Annotated in this window: 12 protein-coding genes; 5 read left to right on the top strand and 7 right to left on the bottom strand. The window is 72.6% G+C overall.

Features of this window, described 5'->3' with window-relative positions; translation table 11 throughout:
• Window positions 1-91: 91 nt before the first annotated feature.
• From OG587_RS18430 to OG587_RS18405, 6 genes are all read right to left on the bottom strand, one after another.
• Window positions 92-5,779 carry a non-ribosomal peptide synthetase/MFS transporter gene (locus OG587_RS18430; RefSeq protein WP_329091890.1) on the bottom strand — a complete coding sequence of 1,896 codons (5,688 nt, stop codon included), beginning with the start codon at window positions 5,777-5,779 and terminating at the stop codon, window positions 92-94.
• Entirely contained in the window at window positions 5,776-7,035 is a 1,260-nt protein-coding gene (locus OG587_RS18425) for a 2-oxo acid dehydrogenase subunit E2 (protein WP_329091888.1), read from the bottom strand. The genes OG587_RS18430 and OG587_RS18425 overlap by 4 nt, the downstream gene beginning before the upstream one ends.
• On the bottom strand, window positions 7,028-8,011 hold the full coding sequence (locus OG587_RS18420; RefSeq protein ID WP_329091887.1) for an alpha-ketoacid dehydrogenase subunit beta: 984 nt from the start codon (window positions 8,009-8,011) through the stop codon (window positions 7,028-7,030). The genes OG587_RS18425 and OG587_RS18420 overlap by 8 nt, the downstream gene beginning before the upstream one ends.
• On the bottom strand, window positions 8,002-8,925 hold the full coding sequence (locus tag OG587_RS18415; protein WP_329091885.1) for a thiamine pyrophosphate-dependent dehydrogenase E1 component subunit alpha: 924 nt from the start codon (window positions 8,923-8,925) through the stop codon (window positions 8,002-8,004). Before OG587_RS18415 ends, OG587_RS18420 begins: the two co-directional genes overlap by 10 nt.
• Window positions 8,918-10,822 carry a condensation domain-containing protein gene (locus tag OG587_RS18410; protein ID WP_329091883.1) on the bottom strand — a complete coding sequence of 635 codons (1,905 nt, stop codon included), beginning with the start codon at window positions 10,820-10,822 and terminating at the stop codon, window positions 8,918-8,920. Before OG587_RS18410 ends, OG587_RS18415 begins: the two co-directional genes overlap by 8 nt.
• 155 nt (window positions 10,823-10,977) lie before the next feature.
• Window positions 10,978-12,435 (bottom strand): class I adenylate-forming enzyme family protein, encoded by a 1,458-nt coding sequence (locus OG587_RS18405; RefSeq protein ID WP_329091880.1) that lies wholly within the window; start codon window positions 12,433-12,435, stop codon window positions 10,978-10,980.
• A 261-nt stretch (window positions 12,436-12,696) separates the two neighbouring features.
• Between OG587_RS18405 and OG587_RS18400 the strand changes: the two genes are divergently transcribed.
• The 5 genes from OG587_RS18400 to OG587_RS18380 all read left to right on the top strand — a co-directional run bounded on the left by OG587_RS18400 (window position 12,697) and on the right by OG587_RS18380 (window position 23,124).
• A complete protein-coding gene (locus tag OG587_RS18400; RefSeq protein WP_329091878.1) occupies window positions 12,697-19,296 on the top strand; it encodes a non-ribosomal peptide synthetase in 6,600 nt (2,199 codons plus the stop codon).
• A 1-nt stretch (window position 19,297) separates the two neighbouring features.
• Window positions 19,298-19,471 (top strand): MbtH family protein, encoded by a 174-nt coding sequence (locus OG587_RS18395; protein WP_329091877.1) that lies wholly within the window; start codon window positions 19,298-19,300, stop codon window positions 19,469-19,471.
• 75 nt (window positions 19,472-19,546) lie between these two features.
• Complete coding sequence (locus tag OG587_RS18390; protein ID WP_329091875.1) at window positions 19,547-19,798, top strand: acyl carrier protein; 252 nt, start codon at window positions 19,547-19,549, stop codon at window positions 19,796-19,798.
• Between the two features lie 25 nt (window positions 19,799-19,823).
• Entirely contained in the window at window positions 19,824-21,242 is a 1,419-nt protein-coding gene (locus tag OG587_RS18385; protein WP_329091874.1) for a hypothetical protein, read from the top strand.
• 49 nt (window positions 21,243-21,291) lie between these two features.
• On the top strand, window positions 21,292-23,124 hold the full coding sequence (locus OG587_RS18380) for a N,N-dimethylformamidase beta subunit family domain-containing protein (RefSeq protein ID WP_329091873.1): 1,833 nt from the start codon (window positions 21,292-21,294) through the stop codon (window positions 23,122-23,124).
• 146 nt (window positions 23,125-23,270) lie between these two features.
• On the opposite strand, the gene OG587_RS18375 is transcribed toward OG587_RS18380, so the two are convergent.
• On the bottom strand, window positions 23,271-24,437 hold the full coding sequence (locus tag OG587_RS18375; RefSeq protein WP_329091871.1) for an FAD-dependent monooxygenase: 1,167 nt from the start codon (window positions 24,435-24,437) through the stop codon (window positions 23,271-23,273).
• Window positions 24,438-24,459: the final 22 nt, after the last annotated feature.

Genomic DNA, 24,459 nt, shown 5'->3' with positions numbered 1-24,459 from the left:
GCACACGCGCGTCTCGCCACGACGATGTGGCCCGGGCCGAGACCCCGCCAGGACGAGGCCAAGGCCCGGCCGGCACCGGGCGAGGAAGGGGTCAGCCCCCGACGGGGACCGCCTCACCTCGTTCCTCGCGCTCCCGCTCCTGGCGCCGCTGGATGGTCTGGAAGCCGACCAGGTCGTCCGGGAGCGCGTCGGGGACGTCCACGTCGAACCTGGACAGCGTGCGGGTCCGCATCGCGACCAGCGCCGTGACCGCGATGGCGACGGCGAACAGCACGTACATCAGGCCGACGCCCCGGCCCTCTCCGGTGCCGAGCACGAGGCCGACCGTGTCGGCCAGCGGCCCCCCCGGAACCAGCAGCGGTTCGAACAGCGTGCTGCCGTACGGGGCGACCAGGCCGAAGCCGATCGGCAGGGTGGACCAGGCGATGAGCGTGTTGAGCGCGATGACGCGGCCGTGGAAGCGTTGCGGCACCTTGACCTGGATGATCGTCGCGTAGACGCCGTTGAGCATGGTCAGCCAGAACGACATCCCGAAGGCGCCGACCGCGATCAGGACCAGGTTCTGCTGCAGGCCGGTGACCAGGCAGAAGAGACCCAGCACGAGGGTGGAGAGCATCACGCCGCGCAGCCGCCGCCGTCGCGGGCCTCCCCAGACGGTCATGGTCAGGCCGCCGAGGAATACCCCGAGGCCGCCGAAGAAGGAGATCCGGCCGACGTCCTCCAGGGTGGCGAAGCCCAGGACCAGCGGCGAGATGAGCAGGAACAGCGGGGACAGGAAGATGTTCAGCACCGCGAAGAAGAACAGCATGCCGCGGAAGCCCCGGTTGCCCCAGGAGAACTTCCAGCCCTCGACCATCTCGGCGACCAGCGACTCCCGGCGCTTCCACGCCATGGTCTTCGGGAAGCGGACGAAGATCAGCACCCCGATCGCGAAGACGTACGAGACGACGTCCAGGACGAGGATGCCCTCCAGCCCGATCACGGTCATCAGGCCGACCGCGACCAGCGGGACGACCAGCTGGGCGGTACCGGTCACCATCTGGACCACGCCGTTGGCGTGGCCGAGGAAGCGCTTGGGGACCAGCTGCGGGATGGCGGAGTTGTAGGCGAGGCGCTGGAAGGTGAGCGCGACCGACAGCAGCACCAGGAGTGGGTAGATGTGCCAGATCTGCAGGTTGCCGGTCCACAGCAGGACGCCCAGTGCCAGCTGGGTGCCGAAAGCGCCGACGTCTCCGGCGAGCATGACCTTGCGCCGGTCGTAGCGGTCGACGAGGGCACCGGCCAGCGGGGACACCAGCATGCCGGGGACCAGCGCGAGGACGGCGAACAGGGCCATCATGGGGAGCGAGCCGGTGGTGATGTAGATCCACAGCGGGATGGCGAACTCGGTCAGCGACGACCCGACGATCGAGATGAGCTGTCCGGCCGCCACGGCGGCGAACCGCTTCATGCTCGGCGGAGGGCCGGAGCGCGCCGGGGGATCCGTCGCGACCGGGCGTCCCGTCTCCGGTGGCGCGCCGCCCGTGCCCGAACCGACGAGGGTGGGGGCCGGTCCCGCGCCGGTGACCGCGGGTGCCGTCGTCGCCGGGAGGATCTCCGCGGCGGCGTCCTGGGTGGAGACGCCGCCGAGCCACCAGGTCGATCGGCCGGTACGGGCCAGCTTGGCCGTGTCGCCGGAGGCGATGGCCCGGTGGGTGCCGGTGACGATGGTGGCGAGCTCTTCCGCCCGATATTTCAGGAAAAAGTGCCCGGCCTCGTCGAGGACGACCACGGCCGTGGAGCCGGTCAGGAGATGCCACTCACGGTAGCGCTCCTGGTAGAACTCGGTGGCCGGGTCCCGGTCGCCCGCCACGGAGATGATCGGTGCCCTGAGCGGCTCGACGCCCTCCTCGAAGAGGCGGGTGAAGTAGCGTTCTGCCTCCTTGGTGCCCTTGCGACGGTTGTCGATCATCAGCTTGAGCTGGTCGCGTTCCAGGTCCTCCACGTCGAGACCCGCGGCCTGCAGGGCGTTGGCCCAGACCTGGTCGCTGCGCAGGCGGTCGGTCAGGTTCGACAGCTTGGCCAGCACCGAGGTGGGACGCGCGAAGGGGAAGATGCCGCCGAGGTAGATCGCCTCGACCGGGCGGCCCGCGGCCTCCAGGCGGCGGGCGATCTCCACGGTCAGCATGACGCCGAGCCCGCAGTGCCCGTACAGCGCGAGCGGGCCGCGAATGTCCTTGAGGATCTCCTCCACGCAGCCCTGCGCGACCTCCGCCACCGGCCGGGTCTCCTCGATCAGCCCCATCTCCTGGCCGGGGACGGCGACCGCGTGCAGCGCCCAGTTCTGGGGCAGCGTGTCGGCCAGCGGCTGGTAGATGGCCGCGCTGCCGCCGCCGTACGGCACGCAGACCAGGGTCGAGGTGGCCGTGCGGGCCGGGGTGAGCCGGTGCAGGAGCATGCGCGGGCCGTCGTCGGCCGTCTCGACGAGCCGCGCGAGCTCGCGGACGGTCCGGTTCTTGAACAGGTCCAGGATGGTGACCTGGCGCCCGCCTTCAGGAATGGCTTTCCGAAGGCGGGCGACCACCTGCGCGGCGAGCAGCGAATGACCGCCCAGGTCGAAGAAGTCGTCCAGCACGCCGACCTGGACCAGTCCGAGCACCTTCGCCCACACCGCCGCGATCGCCTCTTCGAGAGGCGTCTCCGGCGGGACGAATCCGGCTTCCTGGTCAGGTCGTGCCTCGTCGGGCTCGGGCAGCCTGGCCCGGTCGACCTTGCCGTGCGACTTCAGGGGCAGCTCGTCCAGCCAGACGAACCGCCCGGGGATCATGTACTCGGGGAGCCGTTCACCGAGCCGCGCCCGCAGCTCACTGACGCTGACCCGCTCTCCGCCGACCTCGCCGACCACGTACGCGACCAGCCGGTCCCCGCGCAGGTCGACGACGGCGTGGGCGACTCCCGGCTGGCCGGCGAGCACCGACTCGATCTCCGGCAGCTCCACCCGGTAGCCCCTGACCTTGACCTGCAGGTCGCGGCGGCCGAGAAAGCACAGGTCGCCGGAGGGCAGCCACCGGCCGAGGTCACCGGTCCGGTACATGCGGGCGCCGGGCCCGCCGTACGGGTCGGGCAGGAATCTCTCGGCCGTCAGGCCGGGCCGCCCGAGGTATCCGCGGGCGAGACGGTCGCCGCCGAGGTAGATCTCGCCGGTCATGCCGGGCGGGACCAGCCGCAGGTGCTCGTCGAGCACGTAGACCCCGGCGCCGGGCAGCGGCCTGCCGATCGGCAGGTTCAGCGCCCGCTCGCGCTCGCCGGTGACGGCGTGGGTGGAGATGCCGACCGTGGCCTCGGTGGGGCCGTAGTGGTTGACCACCGTGGTGTGCGCGGTCAGCTCGCGGGCCCAGCTCCACCTGGACGCCTCGCCGCCGAGGACGAGGAGCTTGCGCGGGAGCAGTTCGGCGGGATCGTCCACCGCGGCGAGCAGCGAGGCGAGGTGGGAGGGGGTCATCTTCAGGTAGTCGGTGCCGCTCAGCAGCCCGGCGAGCTCCTCGGCGGGGGCCTGGGGATCGGCCAGGTGCAGCTCTCCGCCGGTCATGAGCGACAGGTAGAAGATCGTCACCCCGAAGTCGAACGAGAGCGACTGCAGCAGCGTGTAGACCGCGCCGGGTTCGACCTCGAAGCGCTCCCTGACCCCGGCGAGGTAGTTGAGCACCTGCCGGTGCTGCACCCCGACGCCCTTCGGCCGTCCGGTGGTCCCCGAGGTGTAGATCACGTACGCGAGGTCGCCGGGCGAGACCTCGGGGGGCTCGAACCCGGTCTCGTCCAGCGCCTCGGAGTCCAGGCAGATCACCGGCGCCCCGGGAAGGTCGGGAAGCAGGTCGCGCAGCGCGGAGGTGGTGAGGACAGCGACGGCCCCGGCGTCGGCGAGCATGTACGCCAGCCGGTCGCGGGGCTGCTTGGGGTCGAGGGGCACGTAGGCGCCACCGGCCTTCAGCACGCCGACGACGGCCGCCGCCAGGTCGGTGGACTGTTCGAGGAAGACGCCCACCCTGGTGTCGGGGCCCACGCCGTGCCGGTTCCTCAGCAGGGCGGCGATCCTGGTGGAGCGCTCCTCGAGCTCGGCGTACGTCAGCGAGCCGCCGCCGGCCGCGGACGCCGTACCCGGACCCGAGCCGCCACGCGCCCCGGACGCCGCACCCGAACCGCCACGCGCCCCGGACGCCGTACCCGAACCGCCGCTCACCGCGGACGCCTTCCGCGGACCGGAGCCGCCACGCGTCGCGGGCGCCGTCCCCGAGGCGGGCGAGCCCTCGTGGACCACGGCCGTCGCTCCGGGGGTGAGCGCGGCCTGCGCGGTGACGAGGTCGTGCAGCAGGTCGTGGCCGGAGGGCCGCAGGGCGGGTCCCGAGCCGAAGCCCAGAACCAGGTCGCGCTCGTCGTCGGAGAGCAGCGACAGCTCACCCACCCGCGTGTCCGGGTCCGCCACGATCGAGCGCAGCAGCGTCTCGAAGCGCGCCGCCAGCAGCTCCACGGTCTCCGGGTCGAACAGGGCGGTGCTGTGGGCGAGGTGGCCGACCAGCCCGCCGTCCGGGCTCTCGAACAGGTAGAGGCCGAGGTCGAAGCGGGTGGTCCTGGCCGGGAGCGTGAGGTAGGAGACGCGCCCGTCCTCCTCGCCCGCCTTGAAGTTCTGCAGCGCGAACGTGACCTGCGCGAGCGGCGACCGGCTCACGTCGCGGACCACGTTCAGCTCGTTGACCAGCTGGTCGAACGGGAGCTCCTGGTGCGCGTAGGCGTCCAGCGCGGCCTCGCGCGTCCGGGCCAGGAAGGTGGTGAACGACGGGTCGTCGGCGAGGTCGGCGCGCAGGACCAGGGTGTTGACGAACATGCCGACGACCCCGTCCAGCTCGGGCAGCCCGCGCCCGGCGACCGGGGAGCCGACCGCGAAGTCAGTCTGCCCCGAGTAGCGGGCCAGCAGCACCTGGAAGGCCGCCAGCAGCGTCATGTACGGCGTGGCACCGGCCGCGGCGCCCAGCTCGGCGAGCCGCCGGGCGAGGTCGGCGTCCACCCTGACGTCGAGGGCGGCTCCCTCGTGGCGCTGCTCGGCGGGGCGCGGCCTGTCGGTGGGCAGCTCGATGGCGGGCAGCCCGGCGAGCCGGTCGCGCCAGTGGTCGATCTCGCGGCGGTGGTCGCGGCCCCGCTGCCAGAGGGCGTAGTCGCCGTAGCCGACCGGCGCGGGCGGCGGGGTCCCGCCGTCGTGCAGGGCGAGCAGCTCGCGGATGAGCAGGTCGCTGGACCAGCCGTCGATGACGGTGTGGTGGGCGGCGATGAGGAGGACGTGGTCGTCGGGCGCGATCCTGACCAGCACGGCGCGGAAGAGCGGGCCGTGCTCCAGGTCGAACGGGACGGCGAGGTCGGCGTCGAGCAGCTCGATCGCGGCGTCCACGCCGTCCGCCTCGGCGACACGCAGCGCGGCGGGCCCCGGCTCGTCGATGACCAGCTCGGGGGTGCCGTCGTCGGTGGTGAGGAACCGCGTCCGCAGGGCCTCGTGGCGTGCGACGATCTCGTCCAGCGCCCGGCGCAGCGCGTCGGCGTCCAGGTCCCCGCGCAGGCGCACCGCGACGGGGACGGTGTAGGTGGTGGTGCCCGGCCGGTACTGCTCGAGGAACCACAGGCGTTCCTGGGCGTGGGACAGGGGTGGGACGGTTCCCGGGGCGCGGCGGACGACGGCGGCCCGCGACTCCCCCCGGCTCTTGAGCCGCTTGGCGAGCAGCGCCTTCTTGGCGTCCGACAGCGTTGTCTCGGTCACGCGTGTAACTCCATCCGGAGGGCCGCGAGGAAGAGCGCGGCGTCCCGGCCGTTGATCAGCCGATGGTCGTAGGCGAGGCCGATGTTGGCGACGGTCCTCGCGGCCACCGTGCCGTCCTCGGCGAGTACCAGCTCGGGCTGCGGCGAGGTGATCGCGAGGGCGCAGACCGTACCGGGGAAGATGAGGGGGATCGCGAGGATGACGTCGGCGTCGGTGTGCAGGGTGACGGCGATGTTGGCACCGGTGAGGTCCTTCTCGCGGAAGTCGCCCTCGGTGGCGGCGAGCCGGTAGCGCATGAGCGCGTCGGCGATGGCCTTGAGCGAGCCGGTGTCGTGGACGACCGGCACGTACAGGCCCTCGCCCATGTCGAACGTGACGCCCACGCGCGGGGCGTCGGCCGGATGCGCCCGGTCCCCGTCGAGCGAGGCGAAGAACAGCGGGAACGCCGGATGCAGCGCGGCCACGGCCTGGACGAACAGCTCCGCGAGCCCGACCGGCCTGCGTACCTCCCTGCTCAGTCCCCTGGCCCGCTCCAGCAGCGGGCCCACCTCGAACCTCACGACGGTGTACGCGGCGGGGATCGTGCCGTGCGAGGTGGTGACGGCGCGCGCGACGGCCCGCTGCACCCGCGAGAGGCGGTGCGCTCCCGCGACCGCGACCGGTTCCGGCACGTCCTCCAGCACGTCTCCCGGCACGACCTCCGGCGCGCTCTCCCTCACGTCTCCCCGCACGTCTCCCTGCACGTCTCCCTGCACGTCTTCTCGTACGTCTTCCCGCGCGTCTTCTCGCACGTCGGCGGCCGTCCGCCCGGTACGGCGGGAGGCCAAGGCCTCCACGTCGGTTCTGCGGATGACGGCCAGGCCCAGGGACGCGACCTCGGCGTGGGAGACGCCGAGCTCCTCCATCGCCGCGCGGGCGGGAGCGGTGACGACCGGCTCGGCCACCGGCGCGTCCTCCTGTCCCGATGCGTCTTCCGAGGCCACGGGCTCGGGCGCGTCGGACACCGGGGCGGGCGGCGGGGCCGCCTCGGCCGTGATGCGGGCGAGGAGCGCGCCGGGAGCGATCAGGGTGCCGAGGGCGGCGGCGTGGTGCAGGTAGCCGGTCTCCCCCGCCTCCAGCTCGTCGGTCGCCTTGGAGGTCTCCAGGACGGCGATCGGCTCCCCGGCGATGACGGGCTTGCCGTTCCCCACCAGCCACTCGACGATCAGGTACTCGGTGTCGTTGTTGTTGAGCTTGGGGACGTGGATGTCAGCCACGCAGAGCCTCCCGTACGGCGTGGTGGATCGTGGACTCCCCGACCAGGACCTCGTTCTCCAGGTGCGCGGCGGTGGGGATCACGGAGGCCCGTGAGTGGACGAGGCGGACGGGTCCGCGCAGGCGGTCCCAGACGCGGGCGTGCAGCAGGTGGGCGACCTCGCTGCCCCAGGTGCCCCCGGCGGTGCTCTCCTCCGCGACCAGGACGACGTCCCCCAGGTGGGGCAGGAGCGCGTCGGCGTCCAGCGGGTAGAGCCGGGAGGGGACCAGCAGCCGGACGGAGATCTCCTCCTCCATCATCAGGGAGCGCATCGCGCCCAGCACCCGGTGGGCCATCCCGCCCGGGGCGATGACCACGCAGTCGGGGCGGTCGCCCGCGTCGCGGATGTCCACCACGGCCAGGTCCCCGTCGCGGCGCACCAGGAACAGCGGGTCCACCCGCTCCATCTGCCGGGTGTAGAGGACCTTGTCCTCGAAGAACACGCACGGCTCGCCTTGTCCCAGCATCGCCGCGAACACCGCGCGGTTGTCGTGGAAGGGGGACATCTCGTACAGCGACAGCCCCGGCATGCCGACGAAGTGCTTCTGCAGGCTCTGGCTGTGGGTGGGGCCGTAGCCCCGGCCGCCACCGGTCGGGCAGCGCACCACCATCCGCAGCGGCAGCCGCTTGCCGTACATCGACACCGACTTGCTGGCGAAGTTGCACAGCTGGTCGAAGGCGAGCGCCACGAAGTCGCCGAACATGATCTCGGCCACGGCGGTGTTGCCGGTGAGCGCCAGTCCCGCCGCGACGCCGGTCAGCGCGCCCTCGCTGATCGGGGTGCCGATCACGCGCTCGGGAAAGCGGGTGGACAGCCCCTTGGTGACCTTGAAGGCGCCGCCGTACGGGTCGAGGATGTCCTCGCCGAGCACGTAGGCGGTGGGGTCGTCGTCCAGCAGCCCGTGCAGGGCCGCGTTGAGGTTCTCCGCTACGCGCACGGTCCCTCCCAGCGGGAGAGGGGGCGCGCGGCCACCTCGTCGGCGACGGCCTCGACCTCGGCCTTGACGGCACCGTCGAGCCGGTGGAACTGCTCGGGGTGGTCGTGGGCGTAGCGGGTGTACCAGTCGTTGTCCCTGGCGGTCCGTACGACGTCGGCCGGGCGGATGTCGTCGCCCTTGCTGTGCGGTCCGAGGCGGTGGGTGACGAACTCGACCACCAGCGGCCGCCCCTCGCGCACCCGCGCGATCTCGCGTTCCAGCGAGATGCGGATCTCGTTGACGTCGGTGGAGACGACCAGCCGGTGCGGGATGCCGAAGGCCGCCGCCCGGTCGGCCACCGTACCGGCCATCTGCGAGGCGGTCGGGGTGGACTGGGCGATGCCGTTGTTCTCCACCACGACGAGCAGCGGGAGCCGCCAGAGCGCGGCGAGGTTCAGCGCCTCGTAGACCGCGCCCTCGCCCCAGGTGCCGTCGCCGATGTGCACGCAGGCCAGGGTGCCGGGCTCGGAGCGCTTGAGGTGCAGCGCGACACCGGCGGCGACCGGCATGCTCTCGCCCTGCACGCCGGTGGACATGTAGCGGTCGCGGTGGATGTGCTGGCTGCCGCCGACACCCCCGCAGACCGCGCCCTCCCTGCCCATGATCTCGGCGAGCAGGCCGTGCGGGTCGCGGAACCTGGACAGGTAGTGGCCGTGTCCCCGGTGGTTGCTGAAGACGTGGTCGGCCGGGCCGAGCAGGGATCGCAGCGCGACCGGGACGTACTCCTGGCCCAGGCAGGTGTGCGTGGTGCCGTTGAGGTCGCCCCTGCCGTACAGCTCCAGGAGCTTGAGCTCAAAGTGCCTGACCAGGAGCAGGAGCTCTAGGTCCTCGTCGGCGAGGGGGGAGAGACGGAGCCCGTCGAGGGTCTCAGTCATCGCCGAGGGAGTCCACGATCCCGGCGATCGTCGGGTTGTCGAAGAAGGCGTCCAGGGAGACCTCGACGTCCAGGCGCTTGCGCATGCGGGCGATGATCTGCGTGATGGTGAGGGAGTGGCCGCCCAGATCGAAGATGTCGTCGTCGTCGGCGATCGGTGAGATGCCCAGTACTTCCTCCCAGATCTCGCGCACCTGGTCGGTCAGCGTGGTGACGGAACCCATCTCGTTCTCCAGAATTTCGTGCAGTGACAGGTCGGGGTCGTGAGTGGCGCGTTCCAGAAGGAGACGCAGGTCGTCGGCGACCCGGGCGGCGTCGGGCACCGTCTCGGGGTCGTGGCGCAGGCTGATCTCCAGCCCGCCGGGGCCGTCCACGCACTGCAGGTGCAGCGCGCCGCGTACCGCGTGGTTGAAGACGGTCCACTCCACCGATGCGTCGAGCCCGGTGAACACCGGGTCGGCGTCGCGGCGGGTGCGGTAGCTGACGGAGACGGGGACCAGCGCGGCGTGCGGCCGCAGGCGGGGCATCGCCCGGGAGAGCGGTACCCGGCGGAACCGGTAGACCTCCCGCAGCTCGGCGCGCAGCGCGGTGGCGAACTCGCGGAAGGTCGCCTCCGGGGACGGGCTGGAGGCGACCGGGAGCTCGTTGACGAACAGGCCGATGTGTCCGGCGGCCTCGGGGGGCCGGGTGGACAGGTCGACGGCGGTGGTCACCGCGGTGTTGCCGTAGCCGAGGAGCAGGGTGTGCAGCGCGGCGAGCAGCACCTCGAACCGGGTCAGGCCGGGGGCCGGCGCGTCCGGGCCGGAAGACGTACCGGACGGCAGATCCGGAGACGTGCCGAACGGCGCACCGGAAGACGTGCCGGAGGGCACATCTGAGGCCGGACCGGAAGACGTGCCGGAGGGCAGGCCCGAAGCCGGACCGGACGGCGTACCGGAGGGCAGGCCCGAGGCCGGACCGGAAGACGTGCCGGAGGGCAGGCCCGAGGCCGGACCGGAAGACGTGCCGGAGGGCAGGTCCGAAGCCGGACCGGACGGCGTACCGGAAGACAGGCTGGGAGACGGACGGGACGGGATCGACGGGTTCACGGTGAACCGCAGCACCCGGCCCTCGCCCGCCCGCCGGGATTTCAGCGCGCGGCCGAGGACGACGGTCTCGCCGGGATCGCGCCAGCGGGGCTTCCAGAACTCCCGCGCGCCGGGAAGCACGGCCGCCACCCGCTCGCGCTCGGCCCGGCCGTGGTCGATGCCGGGCAGCGGGGGCGGCGGCTCGCCGTTGTGGAAGGCGGCCAGGTCGCGCACCAGGATGTCCTTCGACTGCCCGTCGAAGACCAGGTGGTGGGCAACGAAGAGGAGCAGGTGCCGTCCGGGGCCGGCCTCGAACAGGGTGAACCTGGCCAGCGGGCCCTTCTCCAGGTCGAACGCGCGCAGGATCTCCTCCCGCACCGCCGCCCGCACGGCCGGCCCGTACCGCTCGCCGCTCCCGCCGTTTTCGCGGTGTTCACCGTGCTCGCCGTGCTCGCCGTGTTCACCGCTCTCGGACGGCGAGTCCGGCGCACTCGGTGACTCCGGAAGATCTTGCGTGCCCGGCGGGGACCCGCCGGTGGCGTCGTCGGAGGAGTCGGAGGAGTCAAAAAAGTCGGAGGAGTCGGCGGAGATCGTCACCTGGCGTACGGGAACCGGAGCGCCGGGCACCAGCCGCAGCTCGTTGTCCACCTCCGCCACCACGCTGCCCAGCATCGGGTGCCGGGCGACCACCGCCGCGCAGGCCGCCAGGAGCGCACCGGTGTCCAGGTCGCCGCGCAGGTGGACGAGTATCGGCATGTGGTAGGCGGCGCCCCCGCCCACGGTCTGCTCGGTCACCCACATCCCCTGCTGGGTGAACGTGACCTCCGGCATGCTCGCGGACACGGGACCGGACGCGCTCCCGGGCACAGGGACAGACGCGCTCCCTGACACGGGACCGGACGTGCCTTCACCTGGCGGTCCGGGGGTGAGCCGGGACGTGGCGTTCTCCGGCGCCGGCTCGGAGGCGTTCTCGGACGGGAGCGGGGTCATCGCGCGCCCTCCGTCGTCCGGCGCAGGGCCTTCTTGTCGACCTTGCCGCCGGCGTTGCGCGGCAGGGCGTCGACCGTGACGACGTGCGCGGGCAGTTCGTGCGGGGCCAGGCGATCCTTGAGGAAGATCCGCAGGTCCTCGGGGGTGAGGGGCTCCCTGGTGACGAGGGCCACGGTGACGACGGTCCCGAGCACGGGGTGGGGAACCCCGAACGCGGCGGCCTCGACCACGGCCGGGTGCCGGTAGACGACCTCCTCGATGTGGATCGTGGAGACTTTGAAGGCCCCGGACTTCACCACGTCGCTCTCGCGGTCGACGAGGTAGAGGTAGCCGTCGGCGTCGATGTAGCCGAGGTCGCCCATCCGCACCCAGCCGTCGCGGAAGGTCCCGCTGTCGGGGTCGCCGTAGTAGGCGCGCGGCGCCGCGGGGGATCGCATCCAGACCTCCCCGGTCTCCCCCGCCGCCAGCGGCTCCCCCTCCACGGTGGCGATCCTGACCCGTCCCCCGGCGATGGCTCGGCCGACGCTTCCCGGCCGGTCGGGGTCGAACATCATGACCGTCTGAGCCGGGGCGGCCTCGGTCGAGGTGTAGTAGTTGGTGATCGTCGCGTTGGGGAAGGCCATGGTCAGCGCCTGGGCGACGGCCGAGGGCAGCGGCGCGGCGGCCGAACCGAGCAGCAGCACGCTGGACAGGTCGTGCCGTTCGGCCACCCCCGCGTTGACCAGCTCGATGGCCATCGCGGGGACCAGGAAGACCGTCCCCGCGCGGTACGACTCGATCAGCGAGGCGAAACGGGCCGGGGTGAAGCGCGGCAGCGTCACGACGGCCGGCTGGGCGTCGAGCGCGTTGATCAGCATCGCCTGCCCGGCGTTGGTCCCGATCGGGAAGGCGTGGACGAGATGCCGGGAGTGTGCGAACGGGCGGCGTTTGGCACCGCAGCCGTAGGCCAGATTGGCATGGGTGGCCGAGACGCCCTTGGGACGGCCGGTCGTACCGGAGGTGTAGAGGATCTGGGCGAGATCTCCGGGCTCCGGAGGCGCGATATCGGCCTTGTCGTAGGACGTCTCGACGTTCAGACCGTCGACCGTGGCGCTCCAGCCGACCTCGGGCACGGCGAGACCCGCGGCGTGGACGACGCCGGTCGCGCGGCAGTTCTCCAGCATGAAACGCAGGTCATCGAGGGTGAGGCGGTCGGAGAGCGGTACGGCCACCCCTCCGGCCGCCAGGACCCCGCAGAACGCCACGGCGTAGTCCGCCCAGTCCGCGGCCCCGAACACCAGACCCACCCGGTCGCCCCGGGCGACACCCCGCGCGACCAGGCTGTTAGCAAGCGCGGTGGACCGCTCGTGCCACTGACGGTAGGTGAGCTGAGCCGAGCCGTGCACGATCAGCGCGACCCCGTCGGGGTCGGTGAGCGCCCGGTCTCTGAGCAGTTGGGGGACGGTCAGGTTCACCAAGTGAACCTCCCACTAAAGATCGGATGTATATGCCTTCGGTGTGTGCGAGCACCGAGGGCACTACAGGAAAGAATCTTTACTATTTAAAATCGAGCGTCAGTCTTACATGATCGTAAGGGTCGCGCAAGACTTTGGGGAGAGGTTCACAGAGGCAACAAAACCCGCGCGAAAGTGACCCTTGCGCCCTCAGGGCGAAGGTGTAACACTGACGACCGCAGAACTAACTGGAAAGTTTCTTTCCAAAAAGAAACCTTCTCAATGCCCGCCCAACTGGGCAAATGTGCACAGAGCGGGCTTTTTGCGTACCAACCTCCAACGCGATTGCGTGAACTACCGGGCCCGCGGCCGACAAAGGAGCCCTGCGTGTTCCCACCGGAGACCGTTCCAACCGGCCAGCCAGGGACGGAATACCCCCTGTCGTACGGCCAGCAGCGGCTTTGGTTTCTCCACCGGCTCGATCCGGGCGACTCGGCCTACAACACATCCTATGTTTACAGGTTGAAAGGTCCTCTTGACAAGATCGCCCTGGCGGCCGCTTTCACCGCGGTGGCGGCACGGCACGAGAGCCTGCGGACCCGGTTCCGTGAAGTGGCCGGGGAGCCCGTGGCGATCGTCGAGCCGCCGTCGCCGGTGACGGTCGAGCGGCTCACCGCCCAGGACGAGCAGGAGACCGCGGCCCTGGTCTCGGCGCTCACCAACACGGCCTTCGACCTGGCCGCCGCACCGCCGTTCCGCGTCTCGCTGATCGAGCTCGGCCCCGCCGAGCACGTGCTCTGCGTCGTCCTGCACCACATCAACGGCGACGGCTGGTCGATGAACGTGCTCCGCTCCGAGGTCGCCACCCACTACGGGAGCCGGGGCACCGCCCCGCTGCCCGAGCTGCCCCTGCAGTACGGCGAGTACGCGCGCGCCCAGCGCCCCGCGGACTCCGAGCTCCGCTGGTGGACCGAACGACTGGCCGGGGTGCCTCCCCTGGAGCTCCCGGCGGACCGGCCGCGCCCCGCCCGGCGGACCGGCGCGGGCGCCCAGGTCGACTTCCGGATCCCGCCCGACGTGGCCGCCTCGATCGGCGCCCTCGCCCGCCGAGCCCGGTGCACACCGTTCATGGTGCTGCTCTCCGCCTACCAGATCCTGATGCACCGGCACACCGGCCAGACCGACTTCTGCGTGGGCACCCCCTCCGCCGGTCGCGGCAGCACCGAGCTGGAGACCATGATCGGTTTCCTCTCGACCACGCTGGCCCTGCGCTGCGACGTGTCCGGCGACCCCACCTTCGAGGAGCTGCTCAAGCGCACCCGCAGGGTCGTGCTGGACGGGCTCTCGCGGCAGGACGTCCCCTTCGAGCGCCTCGTGGCCGACCTCGACGTGGAGCGGGACCTGAGCCGCACGCCCCTGTTCCAGACCCTGTTCGCCTTCCACACCCACGGCGAGTGGGGCGAGCCCCTGCCCGGCCTCGAGGCCACGTCCTTCCCCAACGGCTGGGCCCGCGCCCGGCTCGACCTGTCGGTGGACCTCTACAGCGGCGAAGACGGCGCCCTGCACGGCACCGCCATCTACAGCACCGAGCTTTTCGACCGCGAGACCGTGGAACGGATGGTCGCCCGCCTCCAGGAGCTGCTCACGGCCGTCGTGGCGGATCCCGGCTCTCCGGTGAGCTCGCTGCGGATGCTGCCGGACGCGGAGCTCGGCCTGCTGGAGGAGTGGAACGACACCGCGACCGGGCTGCCGGAGGTAACGCTCGTCGACCTGCTGCTCGAACAGGCCGCGGCGACCCCCGACGCGGTCGCGGTACGCGCCGCGCCCGCCCGTACCGCGACCCCCGCCGCGACCCCGGCCGGGACCGCGCCGGTCACCGCGAGCGGGCCGGTGAACGGGAGCGGGCCCGTGAGCGAGTCGGTGAGCGAGTCGGTGAGCGGAAGCGCGCCGGTGAACGGGCCCGGCGCGCGGGAGCTGACGTACGCGGAACTGGCCGCGCGGGCGGCGGAGCTGGCCGGGAGACTGGGCGCGGCCGGGATCGGGCGCGGCTCGCTGGTCGCGGTCCGGATGGAGCGCGGCGCCGACATGCTCGTCGCCCTGCTGGGCGTGGCGATGAGCGGCGCGGCCTACCTTCCCGTCGACCCCGACTACCCCGAGGCGCGCGTCTCGTACGTGATCGAGGACTCCGCGGCGGCACTGGTCCTGACCTGCCTCGACGACCTTCCCCTCGCGACGGGTACGGGCGCACCCGCGCGACCGCTTCCCGGCGACACCGCGTACGTGCTCTACACCTCGGGGTCTACCGGGCGGCCGAAGGGAGTGGTGGTACCCCACCGGGCGCTGACCAACTTCCTGCTGGCCATGCGCGACCTGGTGCGGTCCTCGCCGCGGGACGTGTGGCTGGCGCTGACCTCGCTGTCGTTCGACATCTCCGCCCTGGAGCTCTACCTGCCGCTGGTGACGGGCGGGCGGGTGGTCGTCGCCGACGCGGAGACGGCCCGCGACGGGGTGCGGCTCGCGCGCCTCGTCAGGGACGAGGGCGTGACCCACGTCCAGGCGACGCCCTCGGGGTGGCGCGTCCTGCTCGCCGGGGACCTGCCACGCGTGGTGGGCCTGACCGGCGGCGAGCCGCTCGCCCCCCGGCTGGCCCGCGAGCTGCGTCCCCGGGTGGACCGGCTCGTCAACGTCTACGGTCCGACCGAGACCACCATCTGGTCCACGGCCTGGGACGTCCCCGAGGACCCCGGCGAGATCGTCATCGGCCGCCCGATCGCCAACACCGTCGTCCATGTCGCCGACCCCGGCGGCGGGCCGTGCCCGATCGGGGTGGCCGGGGAGCTGCTCATCGGCGGCGAGGGGGTCGCCACCGGCTACCTCGGCCGCCCGGCCCTGACCGCGGAGCGCTTCGTGCCCGGCCCCGGAGGCTCGCGGCACTACCGGACGGGAGACCGCGTCCGCCGCCGCAACGACGGCACCCTGGAGTTCCTCGGCCGGACCGACAACCAGGTCAAGCTGCGGGGCCACCGCATCGAGCTGGGCGAGATCGAGGCCGTGCTGGACGCCCACCCCGGCGTGCGGCAGGCGGTCGTCGCGGTGCGCGGGGACCGGCTGGTGGCCTTCGTCGTACCCGCCGTACCCGCAGCGCCACCGGAGACGGACGGCGGGGGGAGCCCGAACGGCGCGGGAGCGCTCGACGGTCTCGGGGAGCACGCCGCGCGCGAGCTGCCCGGCTACATGGTGCCCAGCGTGTTCGTCGAGATGGAGACGTTGCCGCTCACCCCCAACGGGAAGGTGGACCGCAACGCGCTCCCCGACGTGGACGCGGCGCCCTCGCGGGACGCGGTCGCCCCCCGCACCCCGGGCGAGCGAATGGTCGCGCAGGTCTTCGCCGAGGTGCTCGGCGTCGCGGAGGTCGGGGCGTACGACGACTTCTTCACCCTAGGCGGGCACTCGCTGCTGGCCACCATGGTCACCGCGCGGCTGACGGCGCTGTCCGGGACGGAGGTGCCCGTCCGGGAGGTGTTCATGCGGCCGACGGTCGCCGCGCTGGCCGAACTGATCGCCACCGCGCCCGGCGAGCGGAGCGACGGCCCTCGGCCGAGGCCCGAGGGAACCGTCCCGCCGCTCTCCTTCGGCCAGGAGCGGCTCTGGTTCCTCAACCGGCTCGACCCGGACGACGCGTCGTACAACATGTGCCTGGTCAGGCGGCTGCGCGGGCCACTGGACCGGGAGGCGCTCACCGGGGCCCTGGCCGGGACGGTCGCCAGGCACGAGAGCCTGCGCACCCGTTTCCCCGAGGTGGACGGCGTGCCGGTCGTGGTCGTCGACCCGCCGGGGCCCGTGACCGTCGAGGAGACGGACGCGGCGGGCGAGGCCGGGGCGCTGGAGCTGGTCGCGGCCCTGACCAACGCGCCCTTCGAGCTGGGCGCCAGGCCGCCGCTGCGCGTCACCCTGATCAGGATCGCCGAGGACGACCACGTCCTGTGCGTCGTGCTGCACCACATCCTCGGCGACGGCTGGTCGCTCAACCTCATCTTCGACGAGGTGTCTCGCCTGTACTCCGGCGCCACCGCCCTGCCGCCGGTCCCGCTCCAGTTCGGCGACGTCGCCCTCTGGCAGCGCGGGCGCGACCTCGGCGACCTGCTCGGCTACTGGCGGGACAGGCTCGCCGACCCCACCCCGCTGGATTTGCCGGTCGACCGGCCGCGCACCGCCGGGGCCGCCAGGCGCGGCGACGTGGCGAGCGTCCGGCTGGACGCGGCGGAGGCCGCCGCCCTGGCCCGGCTGGGCAGGGAGCACGGCGCCACCATGTTCATGGTCCTGCTCGCCGCCTACCAGGTCCTGCTGTCCCGGCACACCGGGCGGAGCGACATCCTGGTCGGCACGGCCACCGCGGGCCGGGACCGGGTCCAGCTCGAACCGGTCGTCGGCTACCTCAGCGACACCCTGGTCATGCGCGGCGACCTGTCGGCCGACCCGACCTTCGCCGGGCTGCTCCGCGCGACCCAGATCGGCGTCCTGGACGCCTTCTCCCACCAGGGCGTGCCGTTCGAGGAGCTGGTGACGGCCCTGAGGGTCGAGCGCGACCTGACGCGCACCCCGCTGTTCCAGACCATGCTCATCCTGCACACGCAGGATTTCGCGCAGTCCCGCGACGCCTTCGCGGGGCTGACCACGACGGGGTTCGAGCACGGCATGCGGCAGGCCAAGCTCGAACTGATGCTGGAGGCCTGGCAGGACGAGCACGAGCTGACGCTCAGCTTCGTCTACGACGCCGAGCTGTTCGACCGGGCCACGATCGAGGCCATGGCCGCGCGGTTCCGCCTGCTGCTCACCGCGCTGCCGGACGCGTCCGGCAACCGGGTCTCCGAGCTGCCGCTGCGCACCGGGGACGACGACGCCCTGCTGCGGCGTCTCTCGCGGGGACCCGCGCGCCCGCCCGCTCCCCTGGTGCCGGACCTGTTCGCGGCGACCGTACGGGACACGCCGGGCGCGGTGGCGATCGGATGCGGGGGTGCCACGCTCACCTACGCCGGGCTGGACGCCCGCGCGGACGAGCTGGCGGCGCTGCTGCGGGCACGAGGCGTCGCCGGTGGCGACGTGGTCGGCGTCTGCCTGGACAGGTCGCCCGACGCCGTCGCGGCCCTGCTCGCCGTCTGGCGGGCGGGGGCGGCCTACCTGCCGCTCGACCCGGACCACCCGGCCGAGCGGCTCGCCTTCATGCTGGACGACAGCGCAGCCTCCCTCGTCCTCACCTCGGCGAACCTGGGCGACCGCCTGCCCGTCGGCACGCCGCGCGCGCACACGGACGACCGATTCCTGCCCGCCGCCCGTACGACCCAGCCCGGCACGCCGCGCGCGCACACGGACGACCGATTCCTGCCCGCCGCCCGTACGACCCAGCCCGGCACGCCACGCGCGCACGCGGACGACCGCCCCCTCGCGCCGGAGGGCGCACCGGCGCCAGGTTCCGCGCCCGGCTCGGCCGCTTACGTGATCTACACCTCCGGATCCACCGGAACGCCCAAGGGGGTCGTGGTCTCGCACCACAACCTGGCCGCCCGCGTCGGGTGGATGCGCGAGGCGTACGGGCTGCGTCCCGACGACCGGGTGGTTCAGTTCGCCTCGCTGAGCTTCGACACCCACGCCGAGGAGATCTACCCGGCGCTGGCCGCCGGGGCCCGGCTGGAGCTGCTGCCCGAGGGCGGCGTCACCCTGCCCGACCACCTCGACCGGGTCACCGTGCTCGACCTGCCCACGGCGTACTGGCACGCGCTCGTCGACGACATCGGCGAGATCGCCTGGCCGCCGACCCTGCGGCTGGTGATCCTCGGCGGCGAGCAGGTGCACGAGGCGGCCGTGACCCGCTGGCGGGAGCGCTTCGGTGACCGGGTGCGGCTGGTCAACACCTACGGCCCGACCGAGGCGACGATCATCGCCACCGCCGCCGAGCTGGACGGCTCCCCCGGGCGCCCGCCCATCGGCGTCCCGATCGCCGACACCTCGATCCTGCTCCTGGACGGCTCGGGCGAGGCCGTGCCACCGGGGGCCCCGGGTGAGCTGTGCGTCGGCGGGGCCGGGGTGGCCGTCGGCTACCTGGGCAGGCCGGACCTCACGGCCGAGCGCTTCCCCACCCTCGGCCTTCCCGGCGTCCCGGACATCCCCGGTGTCCTTGGCGTTCCCGGTGTCCTCGGCGTTCCCGGCGTTCCCGGGTTCCTCGGCGGGGAGCGGATCTACCGGACCGGAGACCTGGCGCGCTGGCGGGCCGACGGGCGGCTGGAGTTCCTGGGCCGCCTCGACGACCAGGTCAAGGTCCGTGGCTTCCGGATCGAACTCGGCGAGATCGAGGCGCGGCTGCTCGCCCACCCCGGCGTCGGCCAGGCGGCGGTGGCCGTCCGCGGGGAGACGCTCGTCGGCTACGTCGTCGGCACCGCCACCGGAGACGAGCTGGCCGGGCACCTGGCGGGGACGCTGCCCGCCTACATGGTCCCCGCCCTCTGGGTGAGCCTCACCGCCCTGCCGCTGACCGCGAACGGCAAGCTCGACCGGGCCGCGCTGCCCGCGCCCGAGGCCGGGTCCCGGACGAGGACCGCCCCGCGCGGTGACGCCGAGGAGCTGGTGGCCGAGATCTTCGGCGAGGTGCTGGGCATCGAGGGGATCGGCGCCTTCGACGACTTCTTCGCGCTGGGCGGGCACTCGCTGCTCGCCACCCGCGCGATCGCCAGGCTCCGCGCCGCCGTCGAGGTGGACGTGCCGATCCGCACCCTGTTCGCCCGGAGCACCGTGGCCGATCTCGCGGCGGCGGTGGAGGAGCTGCTCGTCGCCGAGCTGGCCGAAATGTCCGACGAGGAGGCCGAGCGCCTCATGGAAACCGGGAGCTGAGATGGGTTACCGCGTCGTGGTCAACCACGAGGAGCAGTACTCGATCTGGCCGGACGGCCGGGACCTCCCGGACGGCTGGCGGGAGGAGGGCGTCTCCGGTACCAAGGAGGACTGCCTCGCCCACATCGACCGCGTCTGGACCGATCTGCGCCCGCTCAGCGCGAGAAGATCGTGAAAGATGCTGAGATGTCCGACGGCTGGATCCGGATCCCGGCGAGAGGCGCCGGAGACCGTACGAGAGGGGCTGGCAATGGTTAGGGAACGGCTCGCGGCGATGGTGGCCTCGGCCTCCGACGGAGCGGTCACGGCCAGGGAGGCACTGGCCGCCACGGTCCCGCTGTCCGCGCTGGGGGTCACCTCCCTGGCGCAGATGCGGCTGATCGACGCGGTGGAGACCGAGTTCGGGGTGGAGATCGACCTGTCGGGCGACGGGTTCGACCTGCTGGACGACCTCGACGCGCTGGAACGCCACATCAACGAGGCGCGGCGCGCGCATTCCTGAACGCATTTCCGAACGGGGGAAACACATGGACATCCGGTTCTCGGGGAGCCGATCGGGGACGGCACCGCTGACCTGGGGGCAGCGGGCCATCTGGGACACGATCCAGAAGACGGCACCGGACGACCACTACTTCAACTTCGGCCGCGTGCTCGCCGTGCCCAGGCGGGCCAGGCCGCTCACCGTGGCGGGGGCGGCCGAGGTGCTGCGCACGCTGGTGGAACGGCACGAGTCCCTGCGCACCAGGCTGGGCGAGGCGCCGTACGGGAAGGCCGTCCACGCGAGCGGCACGGTAGCCGACGGGAGCGGCCTCCACCCGGGCGGCACGGCACCGTACGGAGGCGGTGCCCGGGAGGGCGGCGGCGCGGAGCCGTGGCAGGTGCTGGCGACCGGCGGCTCCATCCCGGTCACCGTGTCGGAGGGCGACCCCGAGCGGCTGCGGGACGCGCTGGCGGAGACCGCGTTCGACTACGGGAACGAGTGGCCGCTCAGGATCGGGCTCGTCGTCGACCGCGACGAGGTCACCCACATCGTGCTCGTCTTCTGCCACCTGGCCGCCGACGGCCTCGGGGCCGAGGTGACGGTCACGGACCTGCGGCTGCTCCTGCTGCGCGGTTCCGTACCCGGACCGCCCCCGCCCTCGCCGCTGGAGCTGGCCCGCTGGCAGGGCTCGGAGCAAGGCTTGAAGGTCGCGGCGGTGGCCGCGGCACACTGGGAGAGCGAGTACCGGCGCATCCCCCCGACGATGTTCGACCGGCGGGCGGACGCCCCCGCGGACCCCCCGATCTGGCGGGCCCACCTCGTCTCCCGGGCGATGGACCTGGCCGTGCAGCGGATCGCCGCGTTGAGGGGCGCGAGCACCTCGACCGTCCTGCTCACCGCCGCGTCCGTGCTGGCCGGGAGGGTGAACGGCCACGACATGAGCGCGATGCTGCCGATCGTGGGCAACCGCTTCCGGGGAGACACCGTCAACGCGGTCACCACGCTCTCCCAGGAGGGCCTGTTCGTGCTGGACCTGCGCGAGGGCGGTTTCACCGAGCTGCTGCGCGCGGCCAAGCCCGCCGCGCTGCGCGCCTACCAGTCCGCCTACCACGACCCGGACGACCGGGACCGGCTCACCGAACGGGCCAGCCGGGAGCGGGGCGTGCGGATCCACCCGTACTGCTGCTTCAACGACATGCGCTTCACCGACCGGGTGGACGCCTCCCCCGACGAGCCGAGCGTGCGGCGGGCACTGAACGAGACGACCCTCACCTGGCCGCTCAGCCAGGAGCGGCTCAACTGCCGGTTCTGCCTGCACGTGACCGGCGAGCCCGGCGGGCTGGGCGTCTCGCTCACCGCCGACACCGGCTACCTTTCCCGCCCCGCCATGGAACGCTACCTGCTCGACCTGGAGTCCTTGCTGGTCGAGGCCGCGTTCCGCGAGGTGCTGGAGCCGGTCGGTTGAGCGTCCCACCCACGACCGGGGCCCGAAGACCGCACTCTGGAGGTATCCGATGACGGTCCACGCCTACGCCGAGTCGACGTCCTGCGTCCAGGGCGGCGCGCTCCGCTTCCACCTCGCCCGCGCCTCCCGCGCCCCGCTGCGCGGCTCGGTGCTGGTCGAGGACGTGGCCGCGGACCTGGCCGTGCTCGACGGGGAGTTCACCGGGCCGGTGTGGACGCTCGACGTCCCCCCCGGCTGGCGCAGCTCGCTGTACCGCGCGATCTTCACCACCGACGAGGGCACCTGCGAGGTCTACTTCGTCGTACGGGCTGCCCGTCCCCGCTCGCCGATCCTGCTGTCGATCCCGTTCCCGACCTGGCAGGCCTACAACCGGGCGGGTATCCCCGGCGAGTCCATCTACTGGAGCGAGCAGCCGACCCGCGCCTCGCGCGTCTCCTTCGACCGGCCCGGCGGCGGGCCGCCGCCCGAACGCTGGGAGGAGGGCATGATCCGCTGGCTGGGTCCGGCCGGGTACGACGTCGACTACTGCTCGGCCCTGGACCTGCACGAGGGGCGCGAGTTGCTCTCCGGCTACCGGCTGCTGATGGTCAGCGGGCACGACGAGTACTGGTCGGCGGGGATGCGCGACAGCGTCGAGGAGTTCGTCCGACGGGGCGGCAACATGGCCGTCTTCTCCGGCAACACCTGCTGGTGGCAGTTCCGGCTGGAGGACGACGGGCGCACCATGGTCTGCTACCGCGACGCGATCGCCGACCCGATGGCCGCCGTGGACCCCGCCCTCACGACGGTCGAGTGGTCCAGCGCGCCGGTGAACCGCCCGGAGAACGGCCTGACCGGGGTCAGCTTCCGGCGCGGCGCCGGGACCTGGGGCCCGTACATGCAGCTCATGCACGAGGAGTCCTACACCGTCCGGTTCCCCGAGCACTGGGTGTTCGAGGGCACCAAGATGGACGAGGGCGACACGTTCGGCAGGGGGGCCATCGGCTACGAGACCGACGCCTGCGACTTCGTCGAGGAGGACGGCGTCCCGGTGGCCACCGGGCGCGACGGCACCCCGCCGTCCTTCGTCATCCTGGCCACCGCCGACCTGCGGCACTGGCACCGGTACGGCCAGGGCGGCATGGCCACCATGGGCGTCTTCGGCCTCGGCGCCGGGACGGTGTTCACCGCCTCCACCGTGAACTGGGGCAACACCCTGCACGACCCGGTCGTGGACCGGATCACCCGCAACGTGCTGGACCGGCTGTCGGTGCGCGCGGGCGGCTGGGAGACCATCGGCGGCGCGGACGAGGTCGGCGCGCTCACCGTGTTCGACTCCCTGCTGTACGGCGTCACCCCGGGCGGCTCGCTGCTCACCCGCGAGGTCTCCGACCAGAACCTGCGCTGGCGCCCCGCGGGCACCGCCCCCGCACTGGTCGCCCTGGCCACCCCCAGGGAGGCCACCGCCGTCCACCCGATCGGCCTGTACGGCCTCACCGCCGACGACCGGCTCGTCTACCGCGACCCCGAGGACGGCTGGACCACCCTCGCCGACGGGCCCCGCGGCGGGGTCGGCCTGGGCATGGTGAACGGCGAGCTGTTCGCCGCCGCCGCGGAGGGCCTGTGGCTGCTCGACCCGGAGACCTCCTCCTGGAGCCTGGTCGAGGCCGGCGCCGGTGCCGTGGCGCTGGCCGCGATGAACGGCCGACTGTACATGGTGGACGCGGACGGCCGGATCAGCACGCGGCTGCCGGTGGCGACCCCGGCCGGATGGGCCGACCTGTGCGACGCGGGCGGCTGCACCGTGCTGACCGGGCACGCGGGCACCCTGATCGGCACCGCCCCCGACCGCCCCCTGCTCCGGCGCGCGAACTTCCTGAAGGAGGCGGCGCCCACGCCATGACGGGGGCTGCGCCCACCTCGTGTCGGAGGCGGGGTGCCCACTCCGTGACCCTCCCGTCTGGGAGTCCCCTCGTGGCGGGTTCGAAGCCACCGCTCCTCGGGGCGCGTTCGTGCCGCCGTCGTCAACCGCGGTGAAACCTCCGCTTCTCAGGGCGCGGCGGAGGTCCCGGTGAGCGCCGGGTAGTCCTTGAGCTCGATATCCGTGGCGAACCTGTCCGTCACCCTGAGCATCGCCCGCAGCAGGAACCGGCGCTTGAAGACCCAGTTGCGCATCCTGATCCGCCGCCACGTCGCCGGGGCGAGAAAGGGACCGGCGCTACCCTGTTTTGCCACCTTGGCGTAGCCGCGGAAGGCCTCCTCGTACTCGCGGAACGCAGTCCGGTGGTCGCCACCGGCCGCCGCCAGCTCCCCGGCCAGCACGTACGCGCCCACGACGGCCAGGCCGGTGCCGAAGCCGCCCAGGGTGTTGCCGTAGGCGGCGTCGCCGAGCAGCACCACCCTGCCCCTGGCGTAGCGGTCGATCTCGACCCGGCTGAGCGAGTCGAGGTAGAGCTCGCGCGCCTCCGGCAGCCTGGCCATGAGCTCGGGGATCCGCCAGCCCATCCCCCGGTAGGCGTCGGCCAGGACGCGTTTGTGCTGCTCGACGTCGTCGCGGTCGAGGTCCATCGGCTCGGAGGCGAAGACGAAGAACGCGGGCGACTTGGGTCCGCCGAGCGCCACCATCCGGCCGGGCTCGTTGTACATCACGTTGCCGTCACCCGTACCGAGGTCGGCCAGCGCGTAGTAGTGACCGAGGAAGCGCACGTAGTCGGACTCGGGGCCGAAGGCGAGCCGCCGCACGTTGGAGTGGATGCCGTCGGCGCCCACCACGAGGTCGAAGGTACGCGGCGCGCCGCGCTCGAAGGTGACGTGCACGCCGCCCGCCGTGTCGGTCAACGAGGTGATGGAGTCGCCGAAGACGTACTCGCAGTCTTTCTCGGTCCTCTCGTACAGCAGGGCGGCGAGGTCGCCGCGGAGGATCTCAATGTCGCCGCCGGTGAACTCGCCGGGCATGACCGCCAGCCGTCTGCCGTCCGCGTCGACGATGACCTGGTCGGTTCCGCCGGTCTGGCGCCTCCGCACCTCCCGGAGGATTCCCATCCGCTCCAGCACGACGCGGTGGGTCTCACCCTTGAAGTCGACGGCCTGGCCGCCGGGACGGAGCGCGGGCGCCCTCTCGACGACGGTGACGGTGTGGCCGGAGCGGCTCAGCCAGTGGGCGAGCGCGGGCCCGGCGATGCTCGCACCGGAGATGAGGACCGTGGTGTTCTTCATGTTCACGAGCTTCGGGGGGAGC

The organism is Streptosporangium sp. NBC_01469 (assembly GCF_036227305.1).
Classification (GTDB): Bacteria; Actinomycetota; Actinomycetes; order Streptosporangiales; family Streptosporangiaceae; genus Streptosporangium.
This window is presented reverse-complemented; position numbering and strand designations above follow the sequence as displayed.